Source organism: Paenarthrobacter sp. TE4293, assembly GCF_050435325.1.
GTDB lineage: Bacteria > Actinomycetota > Actinomycetes > Actinomycetales > Micrococcaceae > Arthrobacter > Arthrobacter nitroguajacolicus_C.
The window spans coordinates 204,695-226,029 of record NZ_JBNJRY010000008.1; the positions used below are offsets into that span (position 1 = coordinate 204,695).

The window sequence follows — 21,335 nt, forward strand, 5'->3', positions numbered from 1 at the left end:
ACAAGGCAGACATCGGATGTTTAGGCTCGGTGAAGAATCGTTACGCACGTCAGGAGCCGCATGAGCACCATCACCGCAGTGGAGACCTTTGATATCCGCTTCCCGACCTCCCTTGAGCTGGACGGCTCGGACGCCATGAATCCGGACCCGGACTACTCGGCTGCGTACCTGATCATCCGCACGGACGCCGGCGACGGGCACGAGGGCCACGGTTTTGTCTTCACTATTGGCCGGGGCAACGAAGTGGAAACTGCGGCGATCAACGCCCTGCGGGACCACCTCGTGGGCCGGGACGTCGAAGGGCTCCTCAACGACATGGGAGCCACGTGGAAACTGCTGGCCCACGATTCCCAACTCCGCTGGCTTGGTCCCGAGAAGGGCGTCATGCACATGGCGATCGGAGCGGTGGTCAATGCCCTCTGGGACCTCAAAGCCAAACGCGCCGGGCTGCCCTTATGGGAGTTGCTTGCTGGAATGACGCCGGAGGAACTTGTTGCCCTGGTGGACTTCCGCTACCTCACCGACGCCCTCACCCCGGGGGAGGCACTGGACATCCTTCGCGCTGCCGAACCCGGCAGGGAAGCGCGAAAGGCTGCACTTCGCGCCGAGGGTTACCCCGCGTACACCACGACGCCGGGTTGGCTGGGATACAGCGACGCGAAACTGACGCGGCTGGCCAAGGAAGCCGTGGCTGACGGATTCGTGCAGATCAAGCTTAAGGTCGGTGCCTCGTTGGAGGACGATATCCGCCGCGTACGGACGGCCCGCGAAGCCGTGGGACCGGACATCAAGATCGCCGTGGATGCCAACCAGCGCTGGGATGTCCAGGAGGCCATCGAGTGGATGGCCCACCTTGCCCCGTATGACATCGCCTGGATCGAGGAGCCCACCAGCCCTGACGACATCCTGGGCCATGCCGCCATCGCCCGCAGGGTCGCCCCGATTCCAGTGGCCACCGGGGAACACGTCCAGAACCGGGTGGTGTTCAAGCAAATGCTGCAAGCCGGCTCGTTGCAGGTCCTGCAGATCGACGCGGCCCGCGTGGCAGGGGTGAACGAGAACATTGCCATCCTCCTGCTCGCAGCGAAGTTCGGCGTGCGGGTTTGCCCCCACGCCGGTGGTGTTGGCCTCTGCGAAGCCGTGCAGCACCTGTCCATGGTGGACTTTATTGCCGTGTCCGGAACCAAGGACGACAGGACCATCGAGTTTGTCGACCACCTGCATGAACACTTCATCACTCCCGTGGACGTCCACGACGGCGCGTACTGGCCGCCGTCGTCCCCTGGAGCCGGAGCGGAAATGCTCCGTGAAACACTGGCCTCGTACAGCTTCCCGAACGGCCCCGTATGGAAGGAATCCCGTTGATCCAGCACGCACCTTGGTTCGAAGAGGCACGCTTTGGCATGTTCGTGCACTGGGGCATCTACTCGCTGCCTGCCCGCCATGAGTGGGTGATGAACCATGAGCAAACCACCGCGGAGGAGTACGCCAAGTATTTCCGACGCTTTGATCCGGACCTCTACGATCCCCGGCAGTGGGCCCGTGCCGCCCGCCGGGCCGGGATGAAGTACGTGGTCCTCACCACCAAGCACCACGACGGCTTTTGCCTCTGGGATTCTGCCCTGACTGATTACAAGGCGACCAACACCCCTGCCGGCCGGGACTTGATCGCCCCGTATGTGGAAGCCCTCCGGGCCGAGGGGCTGAAGGTTGGTTTCTATCACTCCCTCATCGACTGGCACCACCCCGACTTCACCATTGACGGCGTACACCCGCAACGCAACGCCGCCGACGTCGACAGTTTGAACGCCGGGCGCGACATGGCCCGGTACCGCGATTACCTGCATGGCCAGGTGCGTGAGCTCCTGAGCAACTACGGCACCATCGATTACCTGTTCTTCGACTTTTCCTACACAGGTGGACACGAAGTGGAGTATTGGGGCGGCAAGGGGCGCAAGGACTGGGACTCCGAAGCACTGCTTGCCATGGTGCGGGAACTGCAGCCCGGCATCATCGTCAACGACCGGCTGGACATCCCGGGAGACTTTGTCACGCCGGAGCAGTACCAGCCCGCGGGTCCCATGATGTTCGACGGCGAACCGGTCACCTGGGAAGCCTGCCAGACCCTCAACGGCAGTTGGGGCTACGACCGTGACAACCTGAACTACAAGTCCGTGGACCTGCTCATCCGCATGCTGGTGGACGGGGTGTCCAAAGGCGGGAACCTGCTGCTCAACGTCGGCCCAACCGGCAGGGGGAGCATCGATCCGCGGGCGCTGGCCTCCCTTGAAGGCATCGGTGAGTGGATGAAGCTGCACGCTCGCGCCATCTACGGGGCCGGGGCTTCGCGGTTCACGGCTCCGCCGGATGCCCGCTACACCCAGCGCGGGGACAGGCTCTACGTCCACCTCTTCGCATGGCCGTTCGAATACGTCCACCTCCCCAACCTCGCCGGCAAGGTGGAGTATGCCCAGCTCCTGAACGACGCCTCCGAGGTTTTCCTCAAAGAGGTGGATCCCCGGCAGCAGGCCATGAACATGACACCGGGAGGCCAGCCGCCGGGGACCCTCACCATCAAGCTCCCCGTCCAGAAACCCGATGTGGCCGTGCCGGTGCTGGAGCTGTTCTTGAAGCCGTCGGCTGCCGGGGCGGGATCCGACCATGGCTGAGAGCATCGCGCTCCACACAAAGCTCAAGCCGGGAACCGAAGAGGCCTACGCCGAAGCCCACGCGCACATTCCGCCTGAACTGGTTGCTGCGCTGAAAGCAGCCGGTGTCAACAACTGGCGGATCTGGCGCAGCGGGCTTGACCTCTTCCACGTAGTGGACGTCGACGACTACCAAGCCATGCGGCACGCGCTCGCCGATCATCCCGCCAACGTTCCATGGCAGGCACGCATGGCCGGACTTTTGGAAGTCCAGGACGATTACTCCGGGGAGGATGCGGGTATCCAGAAGGTATGGGAGCTGCCATGACTGCTGAATCACGGACACCACTCCACCTGGGCAAGCTCGGCTTCGGCGGAGCCGGCATCGGGAACCTCTACCGCGCCATCCCGGACGGGGAGGCGCTCGCCGCCGTCCTGGCCGCGTGGGACGCCGGTATCCGCTATTTCGATACGGCCCCCCACTATGGGCTGGGACTTTCGGAACAACGGCTGGGAGCCGTCCTCCGGGACAAGCCCCGGGACGAGTTCGTCATTTCCACCAAGGTCGGCCGCCTGCTGGAACCGGATGCCGGTGGCGGCCAGGACCCCGAGGGCTTCGACGTTCCAGCAACCAGCAGGCGCGTCTGGGACTTTTCCGAGAAGGGCATCCGCCGGAGCATCGAGGACTCTTTGGAACGGCTCGGAGTGGACCACGTGGACATCGCCTACCTCCACGATCCGGACGTGCACGATCTCCAGGCCGGAATATCCCAAGGGCTGCCGGCCCTTGAAAAGCTGCGGTCCGAAGGAGTGGTCACGGCTATTGGCGTGGGTATCAACTCGGCTGAGGCTGCGTTGGAATGCGTCGAGGCCGCCGATCTGGACCTGGTGATGCTCGCCGGACGGTACACCCTGCTTGAGCAGCCCGGCGTTCCGCTGCTTGAGCGATGCGTGGAGCGCCGCACCGGCGTCGTCAGTGTTGGCGCTTTCAACTCCGGTTTGCTGGCCCGGCCGGAGGTTCCCGACGACGCCCACTACAACTACGAACGCGCACCTCAAGCACTGGTGGAGCGGGCTCGTCACCTTGCGGCTGTCTGCCGCGACTTTGGCGTGGAACTTCCGACGGCGGCACTCCAGTTCCCGTTGCGGCATCCGGCCGTGGTGAACGTGACAGTCGGGGCCAGGGCCCCCGAACAAGTCGCGACGAACGCGGCCCGCATGAAGGAGACTGTGCCCGACGGGTTGTGGGACGCGTTGGAGGCAGCCGGGCGTGATTGATTCGCACCTGCATCTGTGGACGGTGGACACTTTCGTCACCGGGGGAGTGCGACCCTATTCGTGGCTCGGCCCGCAGCACGGTGCGCTGTTCCGCAGCTTCGGCGAGGACGAAGCCCGCGAGACCCTGGAGGCAGCGGGTGTCCGGGGAGCGGTGCTGGTTCAAGCCGACGACACCGTTGCGGACACGGAGGCCATGCTGGGTGTGGCGGCGCGGAACCCCTGGGTGCTTGGCGTGGTGGGGTGGATCCGGCTGGAATCACCCGCCGAAGCCGCAGAACAGCTGGCCCGCTTCGCGGCCCAAGCAGTGTTCAAGGGTGTACGGCATTTGGTCCATGATGATCCCCGGTCCGACTTCCTGGACCTCCCGGCTGTTCGTGAGTCGTTGGCGGGGGTGGCCCGCCTCGGATTGGCGTTCGATGTTCCGGACGCGTTTCCCCGGCATCTGGGTGCTGTGGTTCGGCTGGCCCGGGACCTCCCGGAGCTGACCGTGGTGCTGGACCACCTCGGGAAACCGCCACTGGCCGAGTCCCTCGCGATGGACTCGTGGCGCGCGGATTTCCGCTCCCTTGGCCGCGAGCCGAACACCGTGGCCAAGCTGTCCGGACTTCACCTGCCGGGGGTTGAGTACACGCCGGAGACGTTGCGGCCGCTGTTTGAATCGGCCGTGGAGGCGTTCGGCCCGGAGCGTTTGATGATCGGCGGGGACTGGCCGGTCAGTACCTTGGGGGCACCGTACGGCCGGACCCTGGATGTGCTGCTGGAGTTGGTGTCTTCTTTGAGCCCGTCCGAGCAGGATGCCGTGCTGGAAGGAACTGCGATCCGGACCTACGGCCTGGCTCCGCTTGCGAACAGCTAGAGCGCCTGCCGCAGCCAGTTCTCCACGCCGCTGATGTGCACGGTGACCAGTGCACGCACCAGCTCGGCATCGCCACGTTCCAGGGCATCAGCAATGGCGTGGTGCTCAGCAAGGGTATGGGCTACCGCTTTTTCCTGTGTCAGTCCACGCCAGATGCGCGCCCGGACCGTGCTGCTGGACAGGGCTTCCAGGAGGCTGCCGAGGTAGTCGTTCCCGGCGGCCTCGGTGATGATGCTGTGGAACTCGAGGTCGTGGGCCACGAGCTCCTCCACGTCCGTGTTCTCATCGATGCCGTCCATGGTGCTGCGGAGGGCAAGCAGCCTGTCCGGCGTAATTTTGGCCGCCGCCAATTGCGCCGTGGCTGGTTCCAGGATTCGTCGGACCTCAAAGAGCTCAAGGATGGACCGGTCCTGATGCAGATCCACGACGAAGGCCACGGCTTCGTTCAGCAGCTTGGCGTCAAGGCTGGTCACGTAGGTTCCATCGCCGCGGCGGACGTCCAGCACGCGGATCAGTTCGAGGGCCTTAACCGCTTCGCGCAGTGAACTCCGTGAAAGACCAAGCCTCTCACTGAGTTCCTTTTCCGGCGGAAGTCGATCGCCGGCCTTGAGTTCCCCGCGGATCAGCATGTCTTTGATCTTGCTGATCGCCTCGTCTGTGACAGCCATGGACCAATAGTAGCCACGAATGATCCGATGTCTGTGTCCGCCGCGGCCCCACCCAGTACGCCTCGCTGGGGACGTTAAACAACGACGGCGGCACCTGGGTTCCGATTGGCACGGAACCGGCGGTGCCGCCGTCGTGAGTCAGCGGTTGTTACTTGTCGCCGCCAGGCAGCGGACGGTTGGCGATCACCGGCGCGCTGCCCGTGTAGCCATCCCGCGTGGCGGCAAGTTCATGGATCTGCTTCCGGCACAGGAACCAGCCCCAGATCATGAGCCCGCACGCTACGGCGGTGACCAGCATGGTCAGCGGAGATTCGATGAACACCATGATCAGGACGCCCGTGAGGAAGATCAGGGAAAGCCAGCCCGTGTAGGGTGCGCCGAACAGGCGGAAGGACGGCCGTTTCACCCAGCCCTTGTCCGACCAGCGCTTGAGCTGCATCTGGCACAGGACGATGGTGGCCCACGTAACGATGATGCCCACGGAAGCTACGTTCAGGACGATCTCGAAGGCGTCGGAAGGAACGAGGTAGTTCAGCGGTACGCCGAGCAGGGAGACGCCGGCAGTGATGGCGATGCCGCCGTACGGGACACCTGCCTTGTTCATGCGCTGCGCGAACTTCGGGGCGGAACCCGCCACGGACATGGAGCGCAGGATGCGGCCGGTGGAGTAGAGGCCGGCGTTGAGCGATGACAAGGCCGCGGTGAGGACCACCAGGTTCATGATGACGTCCACGCCCTCAACACCGATGGATCCAAAGAACGTCACGAACGGGCTGACACCCTTTTCGTACGAGGTGTAGGGGAGGAGCAGTGCCAGCAGGATGACCGAGCCAACGTAGAAGACCGCGATGCGGAAGACCACCGAGTTGATGGCCTTGGGCATGATCTTCTCAGGGTTGGGGGTTTCGCCGGCAGCCGTGCCGACGAGTTCGATCGAGGCGTAGGCAAACAGCACACCTTGCATCAGGATGATCATCGGCAGGATGCCGTTCGGGAAGACGCCGCCGTTGTCCGAGATGAGGCTGAAGCCAACTTCCTGGCCATCCACCGGGGTGCCGAAGATGACGAAGTAGGTTCCCACCAGGAGGAAGGCCACCAGGGCGGCCACCTTGATCAACGCGAACCAGAATTCCATTTCGCCGAAGACCTTCACGGAGACCAGGTTCAGGCTCAGCACCACCACCAGGGCAATGAGCGCCCATGCCCACTGCGGTACGGCGCCCATCCAGGGAACGTATTTGCCGAAGAAGTTCATGTAGAGCGCGGCCGCCGTGATGTCCACAATGGTGGTGGTAGCCCAGTTGATCCAGTAGAACCAGCCCGAGACGAAGGCTGCCTTCTCGCCGTAGAACTCACGGGCATAGGAGACGAACGACCCCGACGACGGGCGGTGCAGAACCAGTTCACCCAGTGCGCGGAGGATCAGGAAGGCGAAGAAGCCGCAGACTGCGTACGCAATGACAAGGGACGGGCCGGCCGCATTGAGCCGGCCACCGGCGCCCAGGAAAAGGCCGGTACCGATGGCGCCGCCGATCGCGATCATCTGGATCTGGCGGGGCTTGAGGTCCTTGTGATAGCCGGCGTCCTCCTTGTGGAGGGCTTTTTCGCTGGCATGCGATTGGGCCGGGACCGTGTGGTCCGTGATGGGATTGGTCATTGGAATCCTTAGGAGTGTCCTGTTGGGGGTGTCCTGGGCGCGTCCGGTTGGAAATCCGGGCACACGGAACAGCGCCTCGTGGAGGGATGCCTCATCGGCGGGACGGCTGACGGAAGCCGTGGGCTTACTGGCCGGTTTCGGCCTATTTGCTGAGATTTGCCAGACGCTCAGGGCTGAGCAGTTCCTCGAGTTGGGCGGCGGTCAGAAGACCATGTTCCAGAACGAGTTCTGCCACACCCTTGCCTGTAGCCAGCGCCTCTTGGGCGATAGCGGTGGCGGAGGCGTAACCGATATGGGGGTTCAATGCCGTGACGAGACCGATCGACTGCTCCACGGTAAGCCGTAGCCGTTCGGTGTTTGCGGTAATGCCCCGGACGCAGCGTGCCGTAAGGGTGCGGCACGCTGCTTCCAGGTGGGAGATGCTCTTGTGCAGGCTGTGCACAATGATCGGTTCGAAGGCGTTCAGCTGAAGCTGGCCCGCCTCCGCGGCCATGGTGACGGTGACATCGTTGCCGATGACTTCATACGCCACCTGGCTGACCACTTCCGGGATCACCGGATTGATCTTGCCGGGCATGATCGACGAACCGGACTGAACGGCCGGAAGGTTGATCTCGCCCAATCCCGCACGCGGTCCGGAGGACAGCAGGCGGAGGTCGTTGCAAATCTTGGAGAGCTTCACTGCCACGCGCTTCAGGACGCCGGACAAGTGCACGAAGGCGCCCACGTCCTGGGTGGCCTCGATCAGGTCCGCGGCCGTGAGCAGGGGGAGCCCGGTGATTTCGGCCAGGTGGCGGCAGGCAGCTTCGGCGTAGCCGGCCGGAGCATTCAAGCCCGTGCCGATGGCTGTGGCGCCGAGGTTGATCTCGTGGATCAACATGTGGGACTCGTCCAGCCGCGCCCGGTCCTCACCGATGGTCACTGCGTAACCGCCGAATTCCTGGCCCAGCGTCATGGGGACGGCGTCCTGAAGCTGGGTGCGGCCCATCTTGACGACAGTCCGGAATTCCCGGCCCTTCTCGGCGAACGCCAGCTCGAGTTCTTCAAGTGCCAGGAGGAGTTCTTTGACGGAGAAGATCGTGGCGAGGTTCACCGCCGTCGGGTAGACGTCGTTGGTGGACTGGCTCAGGTTCACGTGGTCGTTCGGGTGCAGCTTGGAGTAGTCGCCCTTGGGGTGGCCCAGGATTTCCAGTGCACGGTTGGCGATCACTTCGTTGGCGTTCATGTTGGAACTGGTTCCTGCGCCGCCCTGGATCACGTCCACCATGAACTGCTCGTGAAGCATGCCGTCCAGGATGTCCTGGCAGGCTTGCTCAATCGCCTGGGCCCTTTCGGCGTCCAGGAGGCCAAGCTCGTGGTTGGTGCGGGCTGCGGCCTGCTTCACGGCGGCCAAACCCCTGACCAGGTGCTTGTTGGTGGAGAGCGGCTGCCCGGTGATCGGGAAGTTCTCGATGGCGCGCAGGGTGTGGACGCCCCAGTAGGCATCCGCGGGTACATCGCGGTCGCCCAAGAGGTCGTGTTCGGAACGGAGGGGGATCGCCTGATCGACGGTGGTCATAGCTGTCCTTGGTTTAGTTGCTGAAAATGTGGGCTGCACGGAGTTCGCCGACCGGGAGGCCGCCGCCCAGCACGGGTGGGCTCTGAAGCGTGTCCAAGCTGCCGCCGTCGACACCCAGCCGGCGAAGAACCTCAACGGTGACGGGCATGCGGGCGCGATCGCCGCCGTCGGAAATCTTGACTGCCAAACCCGTGCCGTCCTGGAGGCCGACCAGCTGGAGGCCTTCAAAACCGTCCTTCGCGAGGAGGCCGGGGACGGCGCGCATGAGGGCGGTGACGTCGCGGCCCTCGCCGGCCACCATCTCCGGGAAGCGACGCATGGCGTGGGCGACTTTGCCTTCGTCAGTGCTCTCATCGGCGGCGGCGAGACGGCCGTAGGCCCTGGCCATGCCATGCAAAGAGTGCGCGAAAAGCGGAGTTCCGCAGCCGTCAGTACTGACCGCAGCTGCGTCCTCGCCCGTGAGGTCCGTGATGGTGTCGCGAACCAGGACCTGCAACGGATGCTCGGGGTGCAGGTATCCCTCCACCGGCCAGCCGTTGATGACGCACACGGCCGTCATGGACGCGTGCTTTCCGGAACAGTTCTGCGCGATGTGGGTAGGGCCGTTGCCGGCGCGGAGCCATTCTTCGCGCTCAAGGACGCCGTACGGCAGGTCCGTGCTGTTGGCCAGTGCCTCCCCGGTCAGGCCGTGCAGCTTCAGGATTTCAGCGGCGCCGTTTTGGTGCATGTGCGCGCCGGAGTGGCTGGCCGCAGTGAGGGCCAAGAGGTTTTGGGGGATGTCCAGCCCGGCTTTGAGCAGCGCCACGGCCTGCAGCGGCTTCAGGCTCGAGCGCGGGTACATCGGGGCGTCAGGTTGGCCGGCTTCGAGCGCGGTGCTGCCGTCTTCTTTGAGGGCGATCAAGGAGCCGTAGTGGATGCTCTCCACGAGGCCGTCGCGGGTCACCTCAACGAGCGGTACATGGTTGGGCGCTTTGAGGTTGAGTGCCGCGGCCTGGTGGGCCGGTGCTGCAGGGACGGGCATGGTGATGTTGTCCTTGGGGTGGGTCATTTGCTGAGGATCGTGTCCAGTGCAACGCTGACGGCCTGGAGGTGGGCGGCCATCGCTTTGCTTGCGGCTTCAGAGTCGCCGGCCTCGATTGCGTCGAGGACGGCGACATGTTCCTCGTCCGAACGGTGTTGCCGGTCTGCGACGAGGTTCAGGGTTTCGGACTGGTGGGCCAACGCCTCGCGGATATCCGAGACGACGCTGGCGAACACCCGGTTTCCGCTGGCACGGGCCACGGCTGAGTGGAAGCTGGCGTCGAGGTTGACCCAGGCTTCGGGATCGTTTTCGTTGAGCATTTCCTGGACGATGTCCTTGAGGTGCTCGAGCTCTTCGTCGGTCCTTCGTTGGGCAGCGAGGCCCGCAGCCGGGATTTCGATGTGGGGACGTGCTTCGTTAAGGTCACGCGCACTGTACTGACCCAAGGTAAGGTCATTAGCAACCTTGTTGGCCACAACGAACGTGCCCTTGCCTGTCTTGGTCACGGTGAGGCCCAGGGTGTTGCAGGATCTCAGCGCTTCCCTGATGACGGACCGGCTCACGCCGTATTGGCCCGCCAACGTGGCTTCCGAGCTCAGCTTGGTGCCGATATCGAACTGTCCGCCCTCGATGGCTCGCCTGAGGGCCGCGAAGACCGCTTCAGCTGCGGAAATGCGGGAGATGGGCATATGCCCACCCTGGGGTCCTTGCTGTCCGGCTGTCCGGCTGTCTGACAGGTTCACGCTTTGAATATGGCACGGGTCACAAGGGGCTGTCAACGCTGAAAGAACCGCTTCAGGGTTTGGCGTCTTTCGGCTCCCTGCTGCGGATCCCGCACAATGGACCATGCTCTTCACCAAAAAGTCCCTCATGCAGGACGGCTTCTCGGGATTCCGGCCGCTCGACGAGCTCGACCCCATGAGAATTCCCCAAGGACCCGGTATCTTTGCGATCCTTCGTCCCGCGGATTTCGACCCCGTATTCCTCAGCAAGAGCACCGCCGGGACGTTCAAGAAGAAGGACCCCTCCCTCAAGCGGGAAGCGTTGGATGCCGAGTGGGTTCCGGACGCTGCGGTGGTGTACCTGGGCAAGGCAAGTGCAGGCAGCCAAGGCAACCGCGGGCTCCGCAAGCAGATCCAGGAGTTCATGGACTACGGGCGTGGGCGACCCACTGTTATTTGGGACGCCCGGCTCATCTGGCAACTGCGCGACGCCATGGACCTCATCGTCGCGTGGAGGGAACTCCCCGCGTCCGAGGTCAATGCGGCAGAAGCCGCCTACCACGCTGACTTCATTTCGGTTTTCGGGCGCCTTCCGTTCGCCAACCTGGTCCAGGCCCGCTCCAGGAAGTAAGGCCCGACGACGGCACTTGCGTTCCGCCGTCGGCCTCCCGCTCGCTGTGCGTTCGGCGCATAATGGCAACCATGACGGCCAGCAACCCCTCTGGAAGCAAACCGCATGGACCTCGCATCACAGTCGAGGTGCCCGTTCTCCGTGTTGGCACCGGAGCCTCCGATTATGAGGGGGTGGCTCGGTTCGTCGACTCGCTCCGGAACCCTTCGGGCTTGCACATGACACTGCTGCACGTGGGGATTCTTGACGACCTGGCCCAGGATATCGTCGCCTGGACCAAGGGAACGGCGAGGTCGGAGGAAGTCCTGCCTGAAGTTGCCAGTTGGTTGACCGAGCTTCCTGTTCTGGCCGGGTTCCTCGGAAAGTCCGAGCGACTGATTCCGTTGGGTGGCGGACGCATCATGGGCCTGGAAGTGGATGTTCCCCAGGAAGTCCACGACTACCAGGCGCTCCTGGTGCAGGGCTTGCACCTTTTGCTGGACGAGTTGGGCCTCGACAACATCGACGACTTCATCCTGAGCTCGCCAGCCCTCGGTTACAGGTCGCCACGGTGGGTTCCCCACATTGCCGTCGGGAAAGCCCGCACGCGGCACGAACCCGTAGTGGAAATCGCTCCCGTTGCCATCGAGTTTGGCGATTCCCGCATCCGGAACGGGAAGGCTCTGCCTCTACCCTGACGTTGCTGCGTCACGCTATCCGAGCTTTTGACACGCAGGACGACGCTCTTCCGCGGCCTTTGGCGGAAGGGCAATCAGTGGTCCCTCTAAAGGTTGCACGGCCTGACGCGAGGGAAGTTCTACGAACGGTAAAATTGGATGTGTCTCCCGTTTTCTACCTGAGGACTACCATGCAACCCCGCACTTTGTTTCGCACCGTCGCTTTTGCCGAGGCAGTGACATGGACGCTGTTGCTGATCGGGTTGTTCCTTAAGTACGTCACCCGCACCACCGATGTGGGAGTGAGCATCGCTGGCGGCATCCACGGCTTCGTGTTCCTTTGCTATGCCGCGACTGCCGTTTTCACCTGGATCAACCAGAAGTGGACCACACGTACTGGTCTTCTGGCCATCGTCTCTGCGGTCATCCCCTACGCCACCATCCCCATGGAGAAATCCCTCGATCGCCGGGGTCTTCTCGCCGGTGGATGGCGCCTGGCTGCTGGTGGTGATGCGCCGCGAGGTGGCTTCGAGAAGGCCCAAGCCTGGGTTCTGCGGAATCCGATCCTCGCCGTTGTTGTCACTTTGGTTGCCGTGGGCGCAGTGTTCAGCTTCCTGCTGTTTATGGGCCCTCCCGGAACCTGGTTCTCCTAACCCGCTGTATTGCCCGGCGGCTTACTTTGTCGTTGCTCCGGGGCAGCCCCAGGAGTTGGGGTTTTGCTGGCAGGTGTCGGCGACGAGTGCTCTTTGTGTTTTCCAGACGTGGAGGGTTTTGGCTGGTGTGGTGAGGTCGAGTGTTCCGTTGATGGGTAGGGGTGGGCCGTTGTTGACGGAGTAGGTGCCGGTGAAGCTGGTGGTGAGGGTGGTTTGGTAGTTGCCGGTTTCGGTGTAGCTGTGGCTGGTGCGGGTGGTGTTGCTGAGCCAGTCGCTCTCGGGGATGGGGTACCCGGCTGCTGGTGTGGGTCCGAGGCTGGTGCCGTCTCCGAAGGTGTAGGTGTAGCTGGCGGGGGTTGCGGTGAGGTGGACTGTTTCGCCGAGGATGGTGAGGTCGAAGGCTTGTTCTGTTGTGGTGGCGTAGAAGTTGGTGGGCCCGCCTTTGAGGGTGTGGGGGAACGGTTGGGCTTCGAGGGTTCCTGGGTTGACGGGGAGCTGGCGGAAGTCGTTCAGAATCCTGGCCGCGATGTTGGCCAGGACATTCTCGGGTTCGGCGTCGTAGAGGCAGGTGGGGCCACTGACGGCGGGGTAGTCCGTCCATACCGGGTTGGTGATTGACTTCGGTGCCTGCCGCCAGATAACGGGTGTGCCTTCTTCTCCGTCGGGTGTCTTGGCTGGACATTTCATGGTCAGACAGCCTTTGTCCGGTGTGTCCGTTCCGCCAGACCGGCAGTGAACATCGGCCATGTACTGATTCGGATCGTCGGCTGCGGGGGAAGCCGTGTTCGTGGAAGGCACTCCGGTGACTGGGTCGATGGTGAAGTGACCGCTCAATTCCATCCCCGTTTCGCCCCTGTTAGCCCGGATGCCCGGTTCGTCAGCTGCCATGGAGAAGGGCAGCCCGACAAGTACGAGTAGTGGCGTGCACGTGAGGAGAGAGAGCGCAGTTTTCGTAAGGAATCGCATCTTCAGCCCAGAATCAGGCCGTTGTCGATAACTTGCCAACTTCCATCTCTGAAGGCGGCTTTGACAGCCTCGGCCGTGTTCGAGGCCTCTGATGGCTGCTGTCTGATTCTCCCTTCCGCGTCAAAGTATTCAATTTCGTCTTGGATGACTTGGACCTTAGCCACTTGGAATTCGGCTCCGATCTGCCAGAGGACCTCGATGGAAGGGATATCTATCTTCCCGCCCACCAGCCAACTGTCGTTTGCATAGTTGGCAACAATGGCTCTTTTGTACGCGGCACCGGATTCTGTGGTCGTGTCTGTAGACGCCATCCACGCCTTCAGGTCACCGGTTTCTGTCGCATAGGAATAGGTCGCGTACCAGTACCCAATAAACGCCTCCAGCCCAGCCTTCGAGTTCTCCTTCGCCAACTCGGGCATCACGGGAACCGGCACATTCTCGGCCTTCCCCTTCGCGTCCGCTGGCTTGTACCCGGCCGACGCTGACGGAGTAGCCGAAGCCGCCGGAACCAACGCGCTTGAGGCGGGCGACGCCGTCGTCGAGCTCTGTTCGGAGGATGGTGCGCTGGGTGTGGAGCCGCCCCGGCAACCGCTTAGAAGCACTGCAGCAGCGAGGCCGATGACCACCATCCGCGCATGAAGAGACGGAAAAGTGGCATATGAATCGCGTGACATGACAGGCTCCCCAGCAGCTGTTTGGCGGTGTGCCGGTCAGTCTAAGCAGCGGGCTGGGAAAGTTTCATGTCAGAAAGAGCGACCTGTGGATAAGTGCCGGCTGCGGCCTGCGAGAGCCATCTACCCGCGCAGTTTCTCCATATCCCTACGGTCCTTCTTGGTGGGCCGGCCGGCGCCGCGGTCGCGCTGGGGAAGGCCGAGCTTGGGGGCGACGGGGCGTGGGGGAGTGTGGTCGGTAAAGCAGTGCGAAGCGGCTTCGGCTCCGACGCGCTTGGCGATGAGGCGCCGGACTTCGAGGATCCGTTCCCAGCCTGATTCCCGGACCCGGATGGTGTCGCCAATGATCACGCTTTGCGACGCTTTGACAGGGTTCCCATTGATGCGGATATGTCCGGCCCGGCAGGCGGCCGTGGCGGCGGAGCGGGTTTTGTAGGCGCGGATCGCCCACAACCACGCGTCGACGCGGACGTTCGCTGGGGAGGAAGACGGGATACTCATGATTGGAACGAGTCTAACCGGGGTCCGCCTGCCCCGCGAGAACCTTGGAAAGCGGCGAGATCGCAGGGAAAGATCCAGCGATTACGCAGCGTTCCAGCGTTCTCGGCGGGAGGGGGCTCGGCGGCGGCCGGTGCACGGCGGTGCTCGGCGGGGCGGGGCGAGCTACCGCACCGTCACCTCAACCCGCTGCGCCATGTTGTTCCCGATGCCCTGGTAGTTCCACACCTGGTCGGTGGGCTGCAGCGCGCCCGACGTATCCATCGCCCGGCACCGCAGCACATGCTCCCCGGGGCTCGCGACCCACACCATGGACCACGACCGCCACGCAAAGTCCCCCAAAGGCGCGTCGAGATGCGCCGGCATCCACTCGCCGTCGATCCCTACTTCCACACGCTCCACCTCACCATGCCCGGACCATGCGCGGCCGTGCAGCATGACGGGTCCGGCGTCCACGATGCGGCGTCGGGTGAAGAAGTCCGGAATCCCGGGAGGAACCATCAGCGAGCGAACCCTGATGTGCGTCACGGGCAGGCCCGGACCGTCGGGACCTTGCAGGTAGTGGTACGCGACCGCCTGCTGGAACCCCATGAATCTTGAGGTTACGGCTTCAATCGACGTCAACCACTTCACGCTCGCCATGCCGTACCAACCCGGGACCAGCAGCCGGAGGGGGAATCCGTGCTGGATCGGCAGCGGATTGCCGTTCATGGCATAAACCAGCATGACTTCGGGATGCATCGCTTCCGCAATAGAAAGGCTGCGCGCGTACGGCTCTTCGACGCCGCCCTGGACACCGGCGTCGGCACCGGTAAAGACAAGTTCGACGGCGTCACTCGCCAAACCTGCCTCCTCCAGCAGGGGTGCCAAGGGAGTTCCGGTCCACTCGGCAGTACCCACTGCGCCGAGGACCCACGGCTGACTGAGGGGGCGAGGCTCCAAAAGGGACCGGCCGTTCCCCGCACATTCCATGGTCACTGGCACGGTGACCGCGGGTCTGGCCTTGATGTCCTCGAGGCTCAGTTCGAGGCTGTGATCCACAGCTCCGCCCAGCCGCAACGTCCAGGTTTCCGCGGAAACGTGTGGGATGTCGAAATGGATGAGCAGGTAGTGAAGGCCCGCCGGCGTGATGTCGTCGTGCAGCGCCTCCAGCGGCATGGAATGGTTCCGGCCGGCGAGTTGCAGTTCTTCGTGGGTCAGGGGACCTTCGGTGGGTTGCCCGGGGGTGGCGGCTTTCGCGGCTCTTTGCTTGACGGGGTGCTTGGACATGGGACGGCGGCGTTCTACTGGAAGCTAACGCTGCGGAGTGCCGCAGCACTTACGACAAGGATCACGCCGCGGCCGAACCTGCGTCAATAGCTCGTTGTGAGGCCCGCTCTGCGCACAAAAGGAAGCCCAAAGCGTGTAGAGCGGGCCTCACAACGGAAGGCGGCTACCGGCGTCGTAGTTCCGGGTACTCAAGGTGCGGGGCAACTGTGCCGGCGTCGCGCTCGAGGAAGTTCACGGCCGGTGCGACGATGTCGTCGATTTCATCCAAAACGGCCTCGCTCAGGACCACATCGGCGGCCTTCAAATAGTCCGTCAGGTGTTCTTCGGTGCGCGGCCCAATGACCACGCTGGTCACTGCCGGGTGGTTCAAGGCGAACGAGACGGCAAGTTGGATGAGGGTGAGCCCATGCCGGGCCGCGAGCTGGGCCAAAGCGTCGGCAGCGTGCAGCTTGCCCTGGTTGAACGGTGCGTTCACGTCGAAGCGGCCGGGAAGAGCGGAGAAGCGTGAGCTTTCCGGCTGCCCCGCGCCAACGCGGTAACCGCCGGCCAGCCAGCCCCCGTCGAGCGGTCCGTAACTCAGAACCCCGACGCCGTACTGCTGGGTGATGGGGAAAACGTCGCGTTCGTTGGCACGCACCAGAAGCGAGTACGGCACCTGGTCGACCACAGGCGGAGTCAGGTGGTTGGTGTTCGCAATCCACTGGGCCTCCACCAGCTGGGCGGGACTGAACACGGACGTGCCGTAGTACAGGATCTTGCCCTGGCGGATGAGGTCGTTCAGGGCCGTGATGGTCTCCAGCAGATCAGTGTTGTAGTCCGGGCGGTGTGCCTGGTAGAGGTCGATCCTGTCCGTGTTCAGGCGCCGCAAGCTGTCCTCCACAGCCCTGACAATCCACCGGCGGGAGTTCCCTGCGTGCGCCGGGTTGGAGCCCATCTGGCCGTGGAACTTGGTGGCAAGGAAGACGTCGTCGCGCCGACTGTGGATGGCCTGGCCAACCACAGTTTCGGCTTCGCCCTGGGAGTAGATGTCTGCGGTATCCACGCTGGTGATCCCGGCGTCGAGCGCTGCTTTGATGATGCGGATGCTCTCGGCGGGACCCGTGGGCGCGGCGCCGGTGCCGAAGTTCAGGGTGCCCAGCGTGAGGGGGCTGATCAGGGCGCCAGTGCGTCCAAGCGTTCGTAGCTCGTTGAGGCTCATGTCGGCTTCCTGTGGTGGGACAGTGCTGGTGTCCATGCCTGGGTCTGTGGCCGTGGACGGGATGTTCAATCGAGGCTACACACGGCCGCCGGGGGCATAAACGCAAGCGGTAGAACTTCTTCGTTTTTCTTCTTGCGAGGTAATGGTAGAGGCCTTACTTCGCGACATTTCTTGACATGCGGCAACACAAATGTCTTTCGGATCAACAAATATTGCCGTTCCCCGAAGCAGGTGAATTATGGGAAAGGAACTCAAGCAACGCACGAAGGGGACAGCGGAATGACACAGACCACAGTGGAAGAAACGGCGGCCATCAAGGCAGCATTTGCGCAGTTCCCATCCGGAGTCGCGGCTTTCAGCGCGATGGTGGACTTCACGCCGGAAGCGTTGGTGGCGTCGTCCTTCACGGTCGGCGTTTCACTGGAACCGCCGCTGGTGATGTTCGCCGTGCAGAACTCCTCCACCACCTGGCCTAAGCTTCGCCAGGCACAACGCCTGGGTGTCTCTGTCCTGGCCGAGGGGCAGGAAGGGGCAGCCCTCCAACTGGCTTCGAAGACCCGCGATCGCTTCGCCGGGCTGGACACCAGCGTGAGCGACTCCGGTGCTGTCCTGGTCGACGGCGCGGTGCTGGGCTTCGAATGCGAAGTAGTGTCGGAGACGCCAGCCGGTGACCACGCGATCGTCGTCCTGGAGGTCAAAGCGACCACCATCAACCTCGAATCCAAGCCACTGATCTACCACGGCGCCACCTTCCGGCAGCTGGCCGCCTAGGACCCTAGGAGTTGCGGCTGACGCTGCTCATGGACCCTTTGCGGATCGGGCTCGGAGACTTTCCATTCTTGGAAGTGTTCGGGCCCGATTTCTTTACCCCGTTGCCGGAGCTGCCTGAGGAGCCGCCATTCCCGGAGTTGCTGGATCCCGGGGTGGACGGTCTCGGGCCGGGGCCGCCGGCACTCGGCGGCCTTGGCGAAACGTCAGGGGATGTCGGCCCGGGAGTTTTGCCAGGGGACGACGACGTGGGCTCGCCGAGGTCGCGGACGGTCACCTTGATGGCCGGAGGCTGCCCGGCCTGCGCGCGGGCTGCCGCGCGACGGTCCGCCTCAGCCACGGCATCAGCCCAGTCCTTCGCCAGGACGGGCGGTTCCTTGGTAGCTGCCACAAGGATTGGGTGATGTGCGGCTTGGTTTTCGACGACGGACTTGACCTCCGCCGGTTTGGGAAGGTTGCGGGGGTCTACCTTGGCTTTCCACGCGCCGTCCTTGACCGCGGCAGACGCACCGGAGAGCCGCCGTCGAACGTCTCCAAGGAGGTCGCGCCTGGGCGCGGCGGGCACGGATGGCTCCGCAGGTTTTGCTGTTGCTCCAACGGACGGTGCGGCGGCTGCCTGCGCAGCCGGTGCAGCGGGTTTTGCGGCGCGCATCGGCGCAACGGGTTTTGCGGCGGCAGCCGGTGCAGCCGGCGCGGCGGGTGTGGGAGGCACGGGAGCCTGCACCTGTGCGGTGGACCCCGTTTCAAAGTAGGCCAGATCCTCGAGAGGAGACTCAGCAGATGCCGGAGACCCGACGCCGCCGGTCGCCGGGACGGGGACGCGCGCCGGGCGCGGGGGGAGCTGGACGATCGGGGTGGTTTCCTTCTTCGGGAAAATTCCGACCATCGCCAGGAGGACAATCGACAGCAGTCGCCCGACTCCGGCTACCACCAGAGTGATGATGATGATCAACCCGAGACCCAGGAACATCAGGACTGCAAGTCCCAGCGTCCCCAAATACGTCAGGTTGATGGCGAGTGTTGTCGGATCCTCCACGTAGCCTCCCCTGGCTGTCGTTTTGTGATGCGCGCATTGCCCACCCAGCTTGCGTATCTAGCCTAAGGTCCAGCACCGACGGAATCACGCGCCGCCGCCCACTCTGGCGGGGTTGTTTCAAAGCTGTTATATGGCATGGGAAAATATGTTGCCCAGCTCTCATTTAACGCCTCAGATTGGGACCTTGTGACCCCTGACTTTGCCAGACTCCGCAACGGTGCGTGCCCCTGCCTTTCCGGGGAGCAGTACGACGATTGCTGCGGCCGCTCCCACCGCGGCGATGCCGACGCGCCAACCGCGGAGCAACTCATGCGTTCCCGCTATTCGGCCTTCGTTGTCCTGGATCCCGGGTACCTCCTGCGCACCTGGCATGCTTCGACCAGGCCGGAGTCCATGGACCTTGATCCGGACATGCAGTGGCGCAGGCTGGATATTGTGGACACGAGCAACGGCGGCCCCCTGGACACGACCGGCACTGTTGAATTCGCCGCGCACTACAGGCTCGACGGCGACCGCGGCGTCCAGCGCGAATTCAGCCGTTTCGTTCGGGAAGGCAGACGGTGGTTCTACGTGGACGGGGACGTCCGCTAGGCGCGCTCCCGCCCACGCGCTACCGGTAGTTCCGGTGCAGGTTCTCCTTGGTGGACGCGCCCGGCGAAGCATCACCGATCCACGGCCCTGTTCCCTCAGACTGGTCCAGGACCCCGGCCTCCAGCCAGGCGTAATCACCGGCGAGGACTTTATGCGAAAGTCCGCGATCGCCGTCGTCAGTATTCCTCCACAGTTGGTCGAAGTATTCGTCCACCCGAATGCGGGCCTGTTCGCAGAATGCCTCTGCCAGTTCAAAGGCGGCGGCACCCTGTTCGGGGTGCTTGCGGAGCAGCATCTCGGCCCGCGAGCAGCACGCGGCCATCGCGAACAGCTCGGCTCCGATGTCCACGATCCTGCCCAGGAACGCCTGCTTGTGCTCGAGCTTCGCCTGCCATCTGCCCATGCCGTAGAAGGTCTGCCGGGCAAGCCTCCTCGAGGACCTTTCAACGAATCGCAGTTGCTTGCCCAAACGCCCGAACTCAGCGTAGGACCGTGGGTCCATGCCGGCGCCCGCCACAAGCTTCGGCAGCCACTTCGCGTAGAAGCCAGAGGCCCCGACGGCGGCCCTCGCCTTGTCCTGCAGGCTCGCATCCGCTGAGGCGAGGTCGCCCGCGGCGGCAAGGTGTGCGTCCACTGCTTCGCGGGCGATCAGGAGTTTCATGATCTCGCTGGAACCCTCGAAGATCCGGTTGATGCGAAGATCCCGGAGCAATTGCTCGGCAGGCACGGCCCGCTCGCCCCGGGCTTCAAGGGAATCGGCGGTTTCGAAGCCTCGACCGCCACGGATCTGCACCAGTTCATCTGCGATCCGACAGCTCAGCTCCGTCGACCACAGCTTCGCCAGGGCGGCCTCAATGCGAACGTCCTTCTGGCCGGCGTCGGCCATTTCGGCGGAGAGCTCAAAGACGGCCTCCAACGCAAAAGTCGTGGCGGCGATGAACGCGATCTTCTTGCCCACGGCTTCGTGCTTGCCAACGGGGCGTCCCCATTGGGTCCGGGCGTTGGACCATTCGCGGGAAATCTTCAGGCTCCACTTTCCAGCGGCAACGCAGAGGCCGGGGATGGAAAGCCGGCCCGTATTAAGGGTGGTGAGGGCAATCTTGAGTCCTTGGCCTTCGCGCCCGAGCCTGTTGGCCACGGGAACCCGGACCTGGTGGAAGCGGGTCACGCCGTTTTCGATCCCGCGCAGGCCCATGAAGGCGTTGCGGTTCTCGACCGTGATACCGGGGGAGTCCATCTCCACCACGAACGCGGAGATGCCGCCCTTGTGCTCGGTGCCATCGGCATCGGTGTGGGGCATGACCCTGGCCATGACTACCACCAGTTCGGCGATCACGCCGTTGGTAGTCCAGAGTTTCACGCCGTCCACAACGTAAGAACCGCCGTCGTCGGACAACACGGCAGTGGCGCCCATGCGCGCGGGGTCGCTGCCGACGTCGGGCTCTGTCAGGAGGAACGCGGTGATGGCGCCGGCCGCGCAGCGCGGCAGGTACTCCTGCTTCTGCTCGGGCGTGCCGAATTCCTTGACGGGCTCCGGGACGCCGATGGACTGGTGGGCGGAAATCAGTGCGCCGAGGCTCGGGTGTACCGACCCCAGCAGGGCAAGCGCACGTCCGTAGTAGACCAGGGACAACCCCAATCCGCCGTATTCGCGCGGGATTTTCATTCCGAAGACGCCAAGGTCCGCGAGTCCCCTGAGGTACTCGTCGGGTATCCTGGCGTCCCGTTCTATGATGCGGCCGGACATGGTCTCGGCGAACGTGAGAAGGCGGCCCATGAACTCTTCACCCCGTTCCACGTCCTCTGCCCGGGCTTGTGGCCACGGATGGATCAGGCTGAGGTCGAAGCTGCCGAGGTAGAGGCCCTTGGCGAAGCTGGGCCGGTTCCATTCGGTCTCACGCGCGGCTTCGGCGACGGCGCGGGCTTCTTCAGCGGTGGCATTGACGCTTGCGGCGGCGAGACTGTTGTCAGTGGCGGACGTCATGGGGTA

22 protein-coding genes are annotated in these 21,335 nt (G+C 63.8%); 10 read left to right on the forward strand and 12 right to left on the reverse strand.

Translation table 11 applies throughout. The annotated features are described in order from the left end of the window. The first annotated feature begins 60 nt into the window (after nucleotides 1–60). From QF015_RS17155 to QF015_RS17175, 5 genes are read left to right on the forward strand one after another with little or no spacing between them, the layout of a single operon-like run. On the forward strand, nucleotides 61–1,365 hold the full coding sequence (locus QF015_RS17155) for an L-fuconate dehydratase (RefSeq protein WP_429390263.1): 1,305 nt from the start codon (nucleotides 61–63) through the stop codon (nucleotides 1,363–1,365). Next, entirely contained in the window at nucleotides 1,362–2,669 is a 1,308-nt protein-coding gene (locus tag QF015_RS17160) for an alpha-L-fucosidase (protein WP_429390264.1), read from the forward strand. Before QF015_RS17155 ends, QF015_RS17160 begins: the two co-directional genes overlap by 4 nt. Then, nucleotides 2,662–2,976, forward strand: coding sequence for an L-rhamnose mutarotase (locus QF015_RS17165; RefSeq protein ID WP_429390265.1), 315 nt, complete (start codon nucleotides 2,662–2,664; stop codon nucleotides 2,974–2,976). The genes QF015_RS17160 and QF015_RS17165 overlap by 8 nt, the downstream gene beginning before the upstream one ends. Continuing rightward, nucleotides 2,973–3,926: an aldo/keto reductase gene (locus QF015_RS17170; RefSeq protein WP_429390266.1), complete on the forward strand. Its 954-nt coding sequence runs from the start codon at nucleotides 2,973–2,975 to the stop codon at nucleotides 3,924–3,926. Before QF015_RS17165 ends, QF015_RS17170 begins: the two co-directional genes overlap by 4 nt. Next, a complete protein-coding gene (locus QF015_RS17175) occupies nucleotides 3,919–4,782 on the forward strand; it encodes an amidohydrolase family protein (RefSeq protein WP_429390267.1) in 864 nt (287 codons plus the stop codon). The genes QF015_RS17170 and QF015_RS17175 overlap by 8 nt, the downstream gene beginning before the upstream one ends. Here the strand turns inward: QF015_RS17175 and QF015_RS17180 are convergent. The 5 genes from QF015_RS17180 to QF015_RS17200 all read right to left on the reverse strand — a co-directional run bounded on the left by QF015_RS17180 (nucleotide 4,779) and on the right by QF015_RS17200 (nucleotide 10,429). Next, a complete protein-coding gene (locus tag QF015_RS17180; RefSeq protein ID WP_310207194.1) occupies nucleotides 4,779–5,450 on the reverse strand; it encodes a FadR/GntR family transcriptional regulator in 672 nt (223 codons plus the stop codon). The two genes, QF015_RS17175 and QF015_RS17180, sit on opposite strands and share 4 nt — an antisense overlap. 148 nt (nucleotides 5,451–5,598) lie before the next feature. Beyond that, nucleotides 5,599–7,107, reverse strand: coding sequence for an amino acid permease (locus QF015_RS17185; RefSeq protein ID WP_310207191.1), 1,509 nt, complete (start codon nucleotides 7,105–7,107; stop codon nucleotides 5,599–5,601). Between the two features lie 142 nt (nucleotides 7,108–7,249). After that, nucleotides 7,250–8,665: an aspartate ammonia-lyase gene (gene aspA / locus QF015_RS17190; protein WP_310207188.1), complete on the reverse strand. Its 1,416-nt coding sequence runs from the start codon at nucleotides 8,663–8,665 to the stop codon at nucleotides 7,250–7,252. Nucleotides 8,666–8,678: 13 nt separating this feature from the next. After that, entirely contained in the window at nucleotides 8,679–9,713 is a 1,035-nt protein-coding gene (locus QF015_RS17195) for an asparaginase (RefSeq protein ID WP_429390268.1), read from the reverse strand. Beyond that, nucleotides 9,710–10,429 (reverse strand): FadR/GntR family transcriptional regulator, encoded by a 720-nt coding sequence (locus QF015_RS17200; RefSeq protein WP_310207185.1) that lies wholly within the window; start codon nucleotides 10,427–10,429, stop codon nucleotides 9,710–9,712. Before QF015_RS17200 ends, QF015_RS17195 begins: the two co-directional genes overlap by 4 nt. 103 nt (nucleotides 10,430–10,532) lie before the next feature. Between QF015_RS17200 and QF015_RS17205 the strand changes: the two genes are divergently transcribed. The 3 genes from QF015_RS17205 to QF015_RS17215 all read left to right on the forward strand — a co-directional run bounded on the left by QF015_RS17205 (nucleotide 10,533) and on the right by QF015_RS17215 (nucleotide 12,348). Continuing rightward, nucleotides 10,533–11,039 (forward strand): hypothetical protein, encoded by a 507-nt coding sequence (locus QF015_RS17205; protein WP_429390269.1) that lies wholly within the window; start codon nucleotides 10,533–10,535, stop codon nucleotides 11,037–11,039. 218 nt (nucleotides 11,040–11,257) lie between these two features. Then, nucleotides 11,258–11,716 (forward strand): hypothetical protein, encoded by a 459-nt coding sequence (locus tag QF015_RS17210; RefSeq protein ID WP_310207179.1) that lies wholly within the window; start codon nucleotides 11,258–11,260, stop codon nucleotides 11,714–11,716. Between the two features lie 170 nt (nucleotides 11,717–11,886). After that, on the forward strand, nucleotides 11,887–12,348 hold the full coding sequence (locus QF015_RS17215) for a DUF3817 domain-containing protein (RefSeq protein WP_429390270.1): 462 nt from the start codon (nucleotides 11,887–11,889) through the stop codon (nucleotides 12,346–12,348). Between the two features lie 21 nt (nucleotides 12,349–12,369). Here the strand turns inward: QF015_RS17215 and QF015_RS17220 are convergent, their stop codons facing one another. The 5 genes from QF015_RS17220 to QF015_RS17240 all read right to left on the reverse strand — a co-directional run bounded on the left by QF015_RS17220 (nucleotide 12,370) and on the right by QF015_RS17240 (nucleotide 16,950). Further along, a complete protein-coding gene (locus QF015_RS17220) occupies nucleotides 12,370–13,035 on the reverse strand; it encodes a hypothetical protein (protein ID WP_429390271.1) in 666 nt (221 codons plus the stop codon). Nucleotides 13,036–13,316: 281 nt separating this feature from the next. Next, the gene (locus QF015_RS17225; protein WP_429390272.1) at nucleotides 13,317–13,988 is read right to left on the reverse strand and encodes a DUF6318 family protein; all 672 of its coding nucleotides are present in this window, start codon (nucleotides 13,986–13,988) and stop codon (nucleotides 13,317–13,319) included. A gap of 120 nt (nucleotides 13,989–14,108) precedes the next feature. Then, nucleotides 14,109–14,486 carry an RNA-binding S4 domain-containing protein gene (locus QF015_RS17230; RefSeq protein WP_018779945.1) on the reverse strand — a complete coding sequence of 126 codons (378 nt, stop codon included), beginning with the start codon at nucleotides 14,484–14,486 and terminating at the stop codon, nucleotides 14,109–14,111. 162 nt (nucleotides 14,487–14,648) lie between these two features. Further along, nucleotides 14,649–15,752, reverse strand: a complete 1,104-nt coding sequence (locus QF015_RS17235) for a sulfite oxidase (protein ID WP_429390273.1) — start codon at nucleotides 15,750–15,752, stop codon at nucleotides 14,649–14,651. A 163-nt stretch (nucleotides 15,753–15,915) separates the two neighbouring features. Then, nucleotides 15,916–16,950, reverse strand: coding sequence for an aldo/keto reductase (locus QF015_RS17240; protein ID WP_429390288.1), 1,035 nt, complete (start codon nucleotides 16,948–16,950; stop codon nucleotides 15,916–15,918). 279 nt (nucleotides 16,951–17,229) lie between these two features. On the opposite strand from QF015_RS17240, the gene QF015_RS17245 reads away from it, so the two are divergent. Then, on the forward strand, nucleotides 17,230–17,721 hold the full coding sequence (locus QF015_RS17245) for a flavin reductase family protein (RefSeq protein WP_310207159.1): 492 nt from the start codon (nucleotides 17,230–17,232) through the stop codon (nucleotides 17,719–17,721). 4 nt (nucleotides 17,722–17,725) lie between these two features. Here the strand turns inward: QF015_RS17245 and QF015_RS17250 are convergent, their stop codons facing one another. After that, nucleotides 17,726–18,754 carry a hypothetical protein gene (locus QF015_RS17250; RefSeq protein ID WP_429390274.1) on the reverse strand — a complete coding sequence of 343 codons (1,029 nt, stop codon included), beginning with the start codon at nucleotides 18,752–18,754 and terminating at the stop codon, nucleotides 17,726–17,728. A gap of 135 nt (nucleotides 18,755–18,889) precedes the next feature. Between QF015_RS17250 and QF015_RS17255 the strand changes: the two genes are divergently transcribed. Then, entirely contained in the window at nucleotides 18,890–19,345 is a 456-nt protein-coding gene (locus QF015_RS17255) for a YchJ family protein (protein ID WP_429390275.1), read from the forward strand. Between the two features lie 19 nt (nucleotides 19,346–19,364). On the opposite strand, the gene QF015_RS17260 is transcribed toward QF015_RS17255, so the two are convergent. After that, nucleotides 19,365–21,329: an acyl-CoA dehydrogenase family protein gene (locus tag QF015_RS17260; protein WP_429390276.1), complete on the reverse strand. Its 1,965-nt coding sequence runs from the start codon at nucleotides 21,327–21,329 to the stop codon at nucleotides 19,365–19,367. Nucleotides 21,330–21,335: the final 6 nt, after the last annotated feature.

Coding starts and splice junctions, on each gene's coding strand:
- QF015_RS17155 (WP_429390263.1), top strand. CDS start 61: ATGAGCACCATCACCGCAGTGGAGACCTTTGATATCCGCTTCCCGACC.
- QF015_RS17165 (WP_429390265.1), top strand. CDS start 2,662: ATGGCTGAGAGCATCGCGCTCCACACAAAGCTCAAGCCGGGAACCGAA.
- QF015_RS17170 (WP_429390266.1), top strand. CDS start 2,973: ATGACTGCTGAATCACGGACACCACTCCACCTGGGCAAGCTCGGCTTC.
- QF015_RS17180 (WP_310207194.1), bottom strand. CDS start 5,450: ATGGCTGTCACAGACGAGGCGATCAGCAAGATCAAAGACATGCTGATC.
- QF015_RS17185 (WP_310207191.1), bottom strand. CDS start 7,107: ATGACCAATCCCATCACGGACCACACGGTCCCGGCCCAATCGCATGCC.
- aspA (WP_310207188.1), bottom strand. CDS start 8,665: ATGACCACCGTCGATCAGGCGATCCCCCTCCGTTCCGAACACGACCTC.
- QF015_RS17195 (WP_429390268.1), bottom strand. CDS start 9,713: ATGACCCACCCCAAGGACAACATCACCATGCCCGTCCCTGCAGCACCG.
- QF015_RS17205 (WP_429390269.1), top strand. CDS start 10,533: ATGCTCTTCACCAAAAAGTCCCTCATGCAGGACGGCTTCTCGGGATTC.
- QF015_RS17210 (WP_310207179.1), top strand. CDS start 11,258: ATGACACTGCTGCACGTGGGGATTCTTGACGACCTGGCCCAGGATATC.
- QF015_RS17215 (WP_429390270.1), top strand. CDS start 11,887: ATGCAACCCCGCACTTTGTTTCGCACCGTCGCTTTTGCCGAGGCAGTG.
- QF015_RS17220 (WP_429390271.1), bottom strand. CDS start 13,035: ATGAAATGTCCAGCCAAGACACCCGACGGAGAAGAAGGCACACCCGTT.
- QF015_RS17225 (WP_429390272.1), bottom strand. CDS start 13,988: ATGTCACGCGATTCATATGCCACTTTTCCGTCTCTTCATGCGCGGATG.
- QF015_RS17230 (WP_018779945.1), bottom strand. CDS start 14,486: ATGAGTATCCCGTCTTCCTCCCCAGCGAACGTCCGCGTCGACGCGTGG.
- QF015_RS17235 (WP_429390273.1), bottom strand. CDS start 15,752: ATGTCCAAGCACCCCGTCAAGCAAAGAGCCGCGAAAGCCGCCACCCCC.
- QF015_RS17240 (WP_429390288.1), bottom strand. CDS start 16,950: ATGAGCCTCAACGAGCTACGAACGCTTGGACGCACTGGCGCCCTGATC.
- QF015_RS17245 (WP_310207159.1), top strand. CDS start 17,230: ATGACACAGACCACAGTGGAAGAAACGGCGGCCATCAAGGCAGCATTT.
- QF015_RS17255 (WP_429390275.1), top strand. CDS start 18,890: ATGGGAAAATATGTTGCCCAGCTCTCATTTAACGCCTCAGATTGGGAC.
- QF015_RS17260 (WP_429390276.1), bottom strand. CDS start 21,329: ATGACGTCCGCCACTGACAACAGTCTCGCCGCCGCAAGCGTCAATGCC.